The sequence below is a fragment of the Rhodoferax sp. genome (assembly GCF_023701345.1).
Lineage (GTDB): Bacteria > Pseudomonadota > Gammaproteobacteria > Burkholderiales > Burkholderiaceae_C > Rhodoferax.
Genome location: NZ_JAMPXE010000121.1, coordinates 1 through 9,770, shown reverse-complemented (window position 1 = coordinate 9,770; position 9,770 = coordinate 1). Strand labels below are relative to the sequence as shown.

Sequence of the window (9,770 nt, the reverse complement as noted above, 5' to 3'; positions counted from 1 at the left end):
GCCACCGCCACATGCATGCGGGCGAAATGGTGGTGGGCTTCTTCGGAGTAACAGGGGTGGTCCTTGACCTTGTCCCAGATGGCCTGGGGCATGTCCTCCGGGCCATCGGACGAACCACAACTGGCCTTGCCCTCGCTGCCTACCGTGCCGCAGCCACCGCCCGTTTCAGGCAGGTCGAGCTTGGCGCCCAGTGATTTGATCTGCCCGATGCCGATATAGGTCGTCGCTGGCATTGAACCGGTGTTTGCACTTGCTTGCATGGAAACCCTTTTCGCGACCGACCATGGCCGCATGCAGGGTTAATAGCTAAATTCGTGCCACCTGAAAACCAGTGTTTTTTGCCTTGTTTTGTCGGATGTGGCACACGGAACCCGTTGGCTTGTTGTTGTGTTTCACGGGATGCTGTCTGTGATGCAACAAAGATGACATAAGCGTGCCGCCAATCGCGGCAGTCGGAATGGCGATGGGTTGGTCGTTTCCAGGGGCGTTTAAGACCCGTTGGAGTCATTCGCTTCGCTCCATAGCCGTCACTCAAAGAAGAGACCAACCGGGGCTGTGAACAGGGGCTGAACTCACCGCCGGATCAATGCCCGGTAACGTCCCGGTTCAGGCGTGCGCCGCTTGCGGCGCGTCGTCCTGCAACCAGCTGTTAGCGCGGTCTCCTTTACACCCGCTGTTTCCATTCGCCGGTACGGTGAAGTTCTACGTTGAGCGACCGAGATGCTAAAAGTCGCCGGACAATTTCAAGACGCGCCCGACATCAGTTTCGGCGATAAAAAGATTCCCGGCTGCGTCAAAGGCCGGATCTCTGGGGGTCGTTAGACCTTCCGCTACAGTGGTACGGGTGCCGTCCGGCTTGATCCTCAGCAATTTTCCCGCGCCACGTGCGGGTACATAGAGATCGCCTGACCGACCGATTGCTATGCCGATGGGTCCATCAATGTCAAGCGCAATTGGTTCCACCTTGCCGCCCGGCGAGACTCTAACGAGCCGGCGGCCCGAGGTATCGTTAACGTAGACTGTGCCGTCCTTACCGAAAGCCAATCCATGGGGTCGAAACCCCTCAACCACAGTCCGCCCCTTTTTGGATGAGGAGAAGGCAGTGACCCTATTGCCCACCAGTTCACAGACCAGCAATTCGCCTTTCGCATTGAAGGCCAGATCCACGGGGCTTCTGAGCCCTTCTATATACGCTCTGGGCTTCCGTCCGGGAGAAATAATGAGTACTCGTCCCGTCGGAGTCTCCGCGACGTAGATGTTCCCTCCGGAGTCGGTCTCTAGGTCGTGCGGAGAGTACATCCCCGTTGCCACCGTCTCGCGTCGCCCGTCTTTGCCAATCTTCGTAACGGCTCCACCGTCCTCTTCAGCGATCCACATGCTCCCGTTCGGGTCAACGAGTAAGCCACGTGGACCTCGAAGTTCCTTCGCCCATATGGCCACAGTAATTCCCGGCGCTGCTTTGACTTTAGCCAGCTCACTATTCGCGTTGGCGCCCGAGGCTTGTGCAATAGCTCCCGTGCTCTGGAGTGCGAGAATTAAAGCGTACAGGCTCGTGACGAACCGTATTTTCCATTGCATGGCGTCCTCCGTTTATAGAGCGCTAACGATGAAGTCACCGGCGCTGCGCGGCTTTATCGCGCAACGTCCGGTGGAATGATGGGTTGGGCATCTTGCTCAATTGGCACCCGTCTTGGATTCAAGAACGGCGACAATGGCGAATGCTTCACAGATAGCAATAATCGCCCAGAACAACAGTTCAAGAGCAATAAGCGGCAACGGTTCCCCGAATAAGTTGAAAGGAGTGAAGAACTCCCAAAACGCAAAACCCATTAAAAACACGATACAGGCGAATCGCAACGCTCTTGGCAAGATGCCGGGAGACCATACGGCTGATATGGCGCGATAAATGAAAGCGTGCACAATCCCGAAGAGCACCATGCCAATAATGATAGGAGCAGGGTTAGCGACGACGAGTGGGAGGGGTTCCAGTTGAGTCCAGACCGCGATGAGTTTTTGGCTCTGTATTGAAGATGTCAGAAGAATCCCATCGCCATTCCATCCGAAACCGATACCCCGAAAAGTCAAGAGCATAGCGAGATTCATTGCCATTCCACCAGCAAGACCAGCGACTACGGTTTTCCACATGATTGAATTCCTATTTGTTCTTGAGAGGATCAACGAACCGGACAGCACAAACAAAAATATCTTCATCAAGCCTGTAATCAGCCGATGACGCACGGGTAATCTGAATCCACTCGCGCATCTTTGGTTTGCCCATCGGTTGAAACGGAACTATATGGGGTGCTTTAAGAAGAATATTTGCAGTTTCTTCAGGCACTTTGACACCAACCCCATCGTGATAAACGCACGCAAAAAGTTTGCCGTGCACATAGTAAGCTGGGTATCCGAACATCTTTCCCGACGTTACGCCTTGCAAATGCAGCAAGAAGGCATCAAGTGCTGCCTTGTGATCAGGGTTAAAAGTGATCTTGGTCATATTGCCTTCGAGTGGTGAGCTTTCATGAGGCCCAACGAATGAAAGGGACTTCCCCGTCCCAAGTGAGCCGCGACCCGTGGGGGTTGCGGTTTACGGCAACTGAGTGCCAAGATGGAGAGGCAAAACTTTTCATCAACTCACCTGAGAGGGAAAATCATGGTTATCGTAACCGTTGGAATTGATCTCGCCAAGAACGTCTTTGCCGTGCATGGCGTCGATGAGGCAGGCAAACCCGCACTGGTGCGCCCAGAAGTACCACGCGCCAAACTGAAGTGGACCCCTGAGTCAGGACAGACTTGATGGCAGTTTAAGTTGCACTCGACTCCTCGCAACTGGACGGCGCTGCCCCGGTATTTGTCCACGATCATCGCACCGCCGCCGCTTGAGTTTCAGAACGTCCGTGAATACATCGCTGGTGAATTGGCTGCCTTGGTCGCTGTTGAACACCTCGGGCTTGCGCTTGGCGTAGACCGTCGTGCGCGACATGCCGGCCAGCACGCATTGACGCTTCTGAGTCAGATTGGCATGAATGCCAATCCAGCTGCGGCGGATCATGGCAGGCTGATCCCTGACTTTTTTTGAGCCAATCGAGCTCCATCTTGAGTCGCCCGATTTCACCGTAAAGCCTCTCGGGCGCACTCTCGGCCGACACCGGCTGTGGCCCGCGTTTGCCTTCAAACAGACTTTTGGCCTGGGCCTGGATCTCCCGCTTCCATTGCCCAACCTGCATCGGATGGACCGCGTATTCCTGTGCAATCTGACTGATGGTCTTCATCCTTCTCAGGGCCTCTGAACCCACCTTGGCCTTGAACTCCGGCAGGTGGACGTGGCGCTTTTTCGATTCACTCATTTGGATTACCCGTTTCTTTCGACAGTGTCCCACTTAAACAACTGTCCCAAATTCCGGGTCCACTTCATACACACCTGCACGCGTCAAAACTTCCTGACCTCAATCCCGTTCTTTTGCAGGGCATAGCCCATTTGCCGCGGCGAAATCTTGAGCAGGCGGGCGGCCTTGGCCTGCACCCAGCCGCAGCGCTCCATGGCCCAGATGAGGCGGTCACGTTCCCCTTCGGGCTTGCCGTCGGCGGGCGGCGCAGAGGCGTCACCGTCTGCGGGCACGGCGGTTTCAACGGGCTCGCCGCCAGGCGCAGCAGCCTCCGGTGCTGACGCAATCGACGCTGGCGGCATGGCCACTTCTGCGATGGGGATGTCCGCCAGACGGATGGGGCGAACGGCGTCTTCGCGGTCGATGTGGTGCAGCACCTGGGTCAGGCAGCGGTTTTCCCGGCATGGAAAGGCCAGGTCGGTGATGGCGTCCTCGTGCGCCATGGTGGCCGTGCGCTCGACGCAGTTTTCCAGCTCGCGCACGTTGCCGGGCCAGTAACAACTGGTCAGCACGCGCATGGCGGCAGGGCTGAAGCGGGTGGCGCGCCCGTTCTCTTGGTTGAAGCGGTCCAAAAAATGCTGCGCCATGGCCGGTATGTCGTCGCGCCGTTCGCGCAGCGGCGGTAGCTGGATGCTGACCACGTTGATACGGTAGTAGAGGTCGGCGCGGAACTCGCCCGCCTGCACCATGCGCTCCAGATTGCGATTGGTCGCCAGGATCAGCCGCACATCGACCTTGACCACGGCGGAGCCGCCCACACGCTCAAACTCGCGCTCTTGCAACACGCGCAGCAGCTTGGCCTGGAACGAGGCCGAGATGTCGCCAATTTCGTCCAGAAACAGCGTGCCGCCGTGCGACAGCTCGAACCGCCCCTTGCGCTGGCCCTGGGCGCCGGTGAAAGAACCTTTTTCGTGACCGAACAATTCGCTCTCAAGCAGCGACTCGGTCAGCGCGGCGCAATTGACACGCACAAACGCTTCGCGCTTGCGTGGCGACAGGTTGTGGATGGCGCGTGCGATCACCTCTTTGCCGGTGCCGCTTTCGCCACGCAGCAGCACCGTGGTGCGCGCCGGTGCCACCTGGTGCACCTGGTCAAAAACTTCCTGCATGGGTCTGGAAATGCCCACGACCTGGTCGATCTGCTGGTTGGGCTTGAGCACCTTGCCCATGCGCCGCACCTCGTCCTGCATGGTGTCGTGCGCAGCACTCACACTGCGGTGCAGCAAGAGTGCCTGCCCCATCAGGGTGGCTACCATTTTGAGAAGCTGCAAGTCGTACGAGAAGCTCCGGCGTTCGTCAGGATTGAGGCAGTCGATGGCCAGTACACCGACGACACGGCGATCGGCATGAATCGGCGTGACCAGCATGGCCACCGCAACGCCCGGGCTCTGGTCCGCCCCGCCGGTGCGGTTGAGAAACAGCGGCTCAGCGCGCACATCGGGGACGATGACCTGTATGCCGTTGGCAAAGACACGGCCCACAATGCCCTCACCGGTCCGAAACTGCAAGCGCTGCTGCTCGTCGCGGGTCAATCCCACGGCGCACAAGCCGCGCAGGTAAGCATCCGGCTCGGACAGCACCACAAAGGCACGCCGCCAGTCGAAGGCATGCACCAGATGGTTCAAGGCCTCACGAAACGTCTTGGCCACGTCCAGCGACGTGGCCAGCGTTTTGCTGACTTCGTAAATTGCGTTGAGTTCACGCCGGGATTCAATTGCCTGTGTATTCACCATGTGGATCTCCGGTTAACGTGACTGAATGCCAACACATTCGCCACGACGAGGCTCCATGCAAGAAACGTACCTCCAGCGTTTCAGCCCCTTTTTTTGCGCCCATTCCAACGGTCAGTTTTTCCGACAAACGAGACAAGACAGCGACAAGCTGCGGCCAGACCCACAGACAAAAACAACAATCAACGCATTTGCAGTCACTGATTTGCCCGAAACAGGCATGGCATTGAAATTGCAGAACAGCAGGTGTCCACCATTTTTCAGGAGCCTGCCATGCCAGACATCAGCCGCAACAAGGCCACTGCCCGTGCCGTTCAGCCGGTCTACCTTGACTACGCGGCCACCACGCCGGTAGACCCCCGTGTGGCCAGAAAAATGATCCCGTACCTGACGGATCTTTTCGGCAACCCGGCCAGCCGCTCGCACGCTTTTGGATGGGCCGCCGATGAGGCGGTGGAGCTGGCCCGCGAGCAGGTCTGCGCCCTGATCAACGCCGACCCGCGCGAAATTGCCTGGACCTCGGGCGCCACCGAATCGAATAACCTGGCCATCAAAGGTGCCGCACATTTTTACCAAGGCAAGGGCAAACACCTGGTGACGGTGGCGACCGAGCACAAGGCGGTGCTGGACAGCATGCGCGAGCTGGAGCGTGAGGGCTTTGAGGTCACGGTGCTGCCCGTGTTGCCCAGCGGTCTGCTGGACCCGGCCGTGTTTGAAGCCGCCCTGCGCCCCGACACGCTGCTGGCCTCGGTCATGATGGTCAACAACGAAACCGGTGTCATTCAGGATGTGGCCGCATTGGGGGCCATTTGCTGCACCAGGAAGGTGCTGTTTCATGTGGATGCCGCACAGGCGGCGGGCAAGGTGGCGATTGATCTGGCGGTGTTGCCGATCGACATGATGTCGCTGTCGGCCCACAAGATGTACGGACCCAAGGGTGTGGGCGCCTTGTATGTGCGGCGCAAACCCCGCGTGCGTCTTGAAGCCCAGATGCACGGCGGCGGTCATGAGCGCGGCATGCGCTCGGGCACCCTGCCCACGCACCAGATTGTGGGCATGGGCGAGGCCTTCTGGCTGGCGCGCGAACAGATGGCCGCTGACAACGCACGTATCGGTGCGCTGCGCGAGCGGCTCTGGGCCGGTTTCCTGAAGATGGACGCGGTGGTGCTGAACGGCGACGAAGAACACCGGGCCGTGCACTACCTCAACGCCAGTTTCAACTACGTCGAAGGTGAGTCGCTGCTGATGGGCATCAAGGGTGTGGCCGTGTCGTCGGGCTCGGCCTGCACCTCGGCCAGCCTGGAGCCCAGCTATGTGCTGCGCGCCATGGGCCGCAGCGACGAGCTGGCGCACAGCTCGGTGCGCTTTTCGCTTGGCCGCTTCACCACCGAGCAAGACATCGATTTCACCATTGCGCAAGTCACCCAGGTGGTCACCAAATTACGCGCCATGAGCCCGCTGTGGGACATGGTGCAAGCCGGCATTGACCTCAATTCGATCCAGTGGTCTGAACACTGAAGCTATTCCCTTTTTTCCATCCGCTAACCGGAGAATTTTTATGGCATACAGCGAAAAGGTCGTCGACCACTACGAAAACCCACGCAACGTCGGCGCCTTCGAGGCGGGCGATGACAGTGTGGGCACCGGCATGGTGGGTGCGCCCGCCTGCGGTGATGTGATGCGGCTGCAGATCCGCGTTAACGCGCAGGGCGTGATCGAAGATGCCAAGTTCAAAACCTATGGTTGCGGCTCGGCCATTGCGTCCAGCTCACTGGTCACCGAATGGGTGCGCGGACGCACACTCGATGAGGCCCTGGCCATCAAGAACGCGGACATTTCCGAGGAGCTGGCCTTGCCACCGGTCAAGATCCATTGCTCGATCCTGGCTGAAGATGCCATCAAGGCCGCCGTGGCCGACTTCCGCTCGCGCCACCCCACCGGTGCCGCCACGCTGGTGTCCGAACAGATCGCCTGCGCCTCCGCCACACGCTGATTCGCCCCGTTCATTGCCCCGATCACACACCCAACCAAGGAATCATCATGGAAGCTGCATTGACAAGTTCAACCGACATGGCACCAGAGCTGATGCCCAACATGCTCGAATTCACGCCACAGGCGGCCGCCAAGGTGGCGGATTTGATCGTTGAAGAAGGCAACCCGGAACTCAAACTCCGGCTGTATGTCACGGGTGGCGGTTGTTCGGGCTTTTCCTACGGTTTTGCCTTTGACGATGCCATTGCCGAGGACGACACGCTGACCATAACCGAAGGTGTCGCCTTGGTCGTCGATGCCATGAGCCTGCAGTATGTGCTGGGGGCCCGCGTCGACTTTGAAGACGGTCTGGAAGGCTCGCGCTTTGTCATCCACAACCCCAATGCCCAGACCACCTGCGGCTGCGGCAGCTCGTTCTCGGTTTAACGAAAAGGTGATGCCATGTCTGTATCCCTGACTGCTGCCGCTGCGCGCCACGTTGAAAAATCCATCGCCAAACGGGGCAGCGGCATCGGCCTGCGCCTGGCCGTCAAGACCAGTGGCTGCAACGGTTTTGCCTACGCGCTCGAATTTGTCGATGCCTCCAACCCCGACGACGCCTGTTTTGAAACCCATGGCGTGAAGGTCATTGTTGACCCGCGCAGCCTGGGCATGCTGGCTGGCACCGAGCTTGACTTTGTGCGTGAAGGCCTGAACGAGGGCTTCAAGTTCAACAACCCCAACGCCAAGGCCAATTGCGGCTGCGGCGAGAGTTTTGCCGTATGAATAGGCTCCCCCCCGTTGCTTGCTCGCTTCGCGTAGCCGCCTCCCCCCTCAAGGGGGCAACACCAGCGGTCTGGCAAAGCCAGTCCCGCGGTGTTCCTGGTATTTACCTGCTCGCTACGACCTGAGACTTCCCAATGGCCTTACTCCAGATTTCCGAACCCGGCCAAAGCGCCGCACCACACCAGCACCGGCTGGCGGCGGGCATTGACCTGGGCACCACCAACTCGCTGATTGCCACCGTGCAAAGCGCCGTGGCGCGGTCATTGCCTGACGAAAACGGCGCCCTGCTGCTGCCGTCCGTGGTGCGTTATCTGCCGGGCAACGGCATTGTGGTGGGGCGCGAGGCACAGGACAGCCAGGCCGAAGATCCCGAGAACACGATTGTGTCGGTGAAGCGTTTCATGGGCCGCAGCCTGAGCGACCTGAAAGAGGCGGCCGGCCTGCCCTACCGCTTCACCGACGGCCCCGGCATGGTGGGTATCAGCACGGTGTGCGGTGAGCGCTCACCGGTGCAGGTGTCGGCCGAAATTTTGACCGCGTTGCGCGAGCGCGCCGAATGTGCACTGGGCGGCCCGCTGGCTGGCGTGGTGATCACCGTGCCCGCCTACTTCGACGATGCCCAACGCCAGGCCACCAAGGACGCGGCACGCCTGGCCGGGCTGACGGTGCTGCGCCTGCTTAATGAACCCACCGCGGCCGCCATCGCCTATGGTCTGGACAAGGCCGCCGAAGGCACGTTTGCCATTTACGACCTGGGCGGAGGCACCTTTGACATCTCCATCCTGCGTTTGACCAAAGGCGTGTTCGAGGTGCTGGCCACCGGCGGCGACTCGGCCCTGGGTGGTGACGACTTTGACCACGCGATTGCCGGGTGGTTTTGCACCCAGCACGGCATAAACGGCCTGTCCGCCTTGTCGCCGGGTGCCCAGCGCAGCCTGCTGGCGGCAGCGCGCACGGCCAAGGAAGCCCTGTCGCAGCATGACACCGCGGCCCTGGCGCTGGCCGCCGCCGATGGCTCTACGCAACAAGCCATCCTGTCACGCGCCCAGTTTGCCGAACTCGGCGCGCCCCTGATCACCCGCACCATGCACGCCACCCGGCGCGCACTGCGCGACGCCCTGCTGACCATTGACGACATCACCGGCGTGGTGCTGGTGGGCGGCTCCACCCGCATGCCCATTGCACGCGAGGCGGTGCGCCAGTTTTTTGACCGCGAGCCGCTGGTCGACATCGACCCCGACCAGGTGGTGGCCATCGGTGCCGCCTTGCAGGCCAATGTGTTGGCGGGCAACAGCGGCGGTGATGAATGGCTGCTGCTGGACGTGTGCCCGCTGTCGCTGGGCATAGAAACCATGGGCGGATTGGTTGAAAAAATCATCCCGCGCAACTCCACCTTGCCCATCGCCCGCGCCCAGGAATTCACCACCTTCAAGGACGGGCAAACCGCCATGTCGCTGCATGTGGTGCAGGGCGAACGCGAAAGCGTCGCCCACTGCCGCTCGCTGGCGCGCTTTGAGCTGCGCGGCATTCCGCCAGCAGTGGCCGGGTCGGTGCACATTCGCGTGAGTTTTCAGATCGATGCCGACGGCCTGCTGTCGGTCACGGCGCGTGAACAAGTCAGCGGCATTGAGGCCCACATCGAGGTCAAGCCCACCTATGGCCTGGCCGACACGCAAATTTCGGCCATGCTGCAAGACGCCATCGGCGCCTCCAAAGACGACCTGCTGCTGCGCTCGCTGCGTGAAGCGCAGGTGGACGCCCGGCGCATGCTCGACGCCACAGAAACCGCCATGGTCGCAGATGCCGCGCTGCTGTCAGCGGCAGAGATCAGCGCCATCCGTCAGGCCATGTTCAAAGTGGGCGACATGCTGGAAACCGAGGCGCCGCTGGACGAATT

The 9,770-nt window shown here is 60.2% G+C and carries 10 protein-coding genes and 2 pseudogenes; 6 read left to right on the top strand and 6 right to left on the bottom strand.

Features of this window, described 5'->3' with window-relative positions:
- The 4 genes and pseudogenes from NDI87_RS14190 to NDI87_RS14175 all read right to left on the bottom strand — a co-directional run.
- A pseudogene (locus NDI87_RS14190) lies at window positions 1-260 on the bottom strand (nitrogenase cofactor biosynthesis protein NifB); the annotation flags it as partial.
- 463 nt (window positions 261-723) lie between these two features.
- Window positions 724-1,578: an NHL repeat-containing protein gene (locus NDI87_RS14185; protein ID WP_296276016.1), complete on the bottom strand. Its 855-nt coding sequence runs from the start codon at window positions 1,576-1,578 to the stop codon at window positions 724-726.
- Window positions 1,579-1,674: 96 nt separating this feature from the next.
- Complete coding sequence (locus tag NDI87_RS14180; RefSeq protein ID WP_296276015.1) at window positions 1,675-2,145, bottom strand: hypothetical protein; 471 nt, start codon at window positions 2,143-2,145, stop codon at window positions 1,675-1,677.
- A 10-nt stretch (window positions 2,146-2,155) separates the two neighbouring features.
- Window positions 2,156-2,497 carry a TfoX/Sxy family protein gene (locus NDI87_RS14175; RefSeq protein WP_296276013.1) on the bottom strand — a complete coding sequence of 114 codons (342 nt, stop codon included), beginning with the start codon at window positions 2,495-2,497 and terminating at the stop codon, window positions 2,156-2,158.
- 156 nt (window positions 2,498-2,653) lie between these two features.
- On the opposite strand from NDI87_RS14175, the pseudogene NDI87_RS14170 reads away from it, so the two are divergent.
- Window positions 2,654-2,767 (top strand): annotated as a pseudogene (locus NDI87_RS14170) (IS110 family transposase); the annotation flags it as partial.
- Between the two features lie 94 nt (window positions 2,768-2,861).
- On the opposite strand, the gene NDI87_RS14165 reads toward NDI87_RS14170, so the two are convergent.
- Together NDI87_RS14165 and nifA are read right to left on the bottom strand one after the other, a co-directional pair.
- Complete coding sequence (locus NDI87_RS14165; RefSeq protein ID WP_296276012.1) at window positions 2,862-3,347, bottom strand: hypothetical protein; 486 nt, start codon at window positions 3,345-3,347, stop codon at window positions 2,862-2,864.
- 83 nt (window positions 3,348-3,430) lie between these two features.
- On the bottom strand, window positions 3,431-5,119 hold the full coding sequence (gene nifA, locus NDI87_RS14160) for a nif-specific transcriptional activator NifA (protein ID WP_296276011.1): 1,689 nt from the start codon (window positions 5,117-5,119) through the stop codon (window positions 3,431-3,433).
- A gap of 270 nt (window positions 5,120-5,389) precedes the next feature.
- Between nifA and NDI87_RS14155 the strand changes: the two genes are divergently transcribed.
- The 5 genes from NDI87_RS14155 to hscA all read left to right on the top strand — a co-directional run.
- Complete coding sequence (locus NDI87_RS14155) at window positions 5,390-6,634, top strand: IscS subfamily cysteine desulfurase (RefSeq protein ID WP_296276010.1); 1,245 nt, start codon at window positions 5,390-5,392, stop codon at window positions 6,632-6,634.
- Between the two features lie 40 nt (window positions 6,635-6,674).
- A complete protein-coding gene (gene iscU / locus NDI87_RS14150) occupies window positions 6,675-7,109 on the top strand; it encodes a Fe-S cluster assembly scaffold IscU (protein WP_296276009.1) in 435 nt (144 codons plus the stop codon).
- Window positions 7,110-7,186: 77 nt separating this feature from the next.
- Window positions 7,187-7,534, top strand: coding sequence for an iron-sulfur cluster insertion protein ErpA (gene erpA / locus NDI87_RS14145; protein WP_366028957.1), 348 nt, complete (start codon window positions 7,187-7,189; stop codon window positions 7,532-7,534).
- A 15-nt stretch (window positions 7,535-7,549) separates the two neighbouring features.
- Window positions 7,550-7,873: an iron-sulfur cluster assembly protein IscA gene (gene iscA / locus NDI87_RS14140; RefSeq protein WP_296276007.1), complete on the top strand. Its 324-nt coding sequence runs from the start codon at window positions 7,550-7,552 to the stop codon at window positions 7,871-7,873.
- A 134-nt stretch (window positions 7,874-8,007) separates the two neighbouring features.
- Window positions 8,008-9,770: Fe-S protein assembly chaperone HscA (gene hscA, locus NDI87_RS14135; RefSeq protein WP_296276005.1), on the top strand; the 1,763-nt coding region annotated here is incomplete at its 3' end.

Bases quoted from the DNA above. Each gene is read 5' to 3' on its own strand.
- iscA (WP_296276007.1), top strand. From the start codon at position 7,550: ATGTCTGTATCCCTGACTGCTGCCGCTGCGCGCCACGTTGAAAAATCC.
- erpA (WP_366028957.1), top strand. From the start codon at position 7,187: ATGGCACCAGAGCTGATGCCCAACATGCTCGAATTCACGCCACAGGCG.
- NDI87_RS14180 (WP_296276015.1), bottom strand. From the start codon at position 2,145: ATGTGGAAAACCGTAGTCGCTGGTCTTGCTGGTGGAATGGCAATGAAT.
- nifA (WP_296276011.1), bottom strand. From the start codon at position 5,119: ATGGTGAATACACAGGCAATTGAATCCCGGCGTGAACTCAACGCAATT.
- NDI87_RS14165 (WP_296276012.1), bottom strand. From the start codon at position 3,347: ATGAGTGAATCGAAAAAGCGCCACGTCCACCTGCCGGAGTTCAAGGCC.
- iscU (WP_296276009.1), top strand. From the start codon at position 6,675: ATGGCATACAGCGAAAAGGTCGTCGACCACTACGAAAACCCACGCAAC.
- NDI87_RS14155 (WP_296276010.1), top strand. From the start codon at position 5,390: ATGCCAGACATCAGCCGCAACAAGGCCACTGCCCGTGCCGTTCAGCCG.
- NDI87_RS14185 (WP_296276016.1), bottom strand. From the start codon at position 1,578: ATGCAATGGAAAATACGGTTCGTCACGAGCCTGTACGCTTTAATTCTC.
- NDI87_RS14175 (WP_296276013.1), bottom strand. From the start codon at position 2,497: ATGACCAAGATCACTTTTAACCCTGATCACAAGGCAGCACTTGATGCC.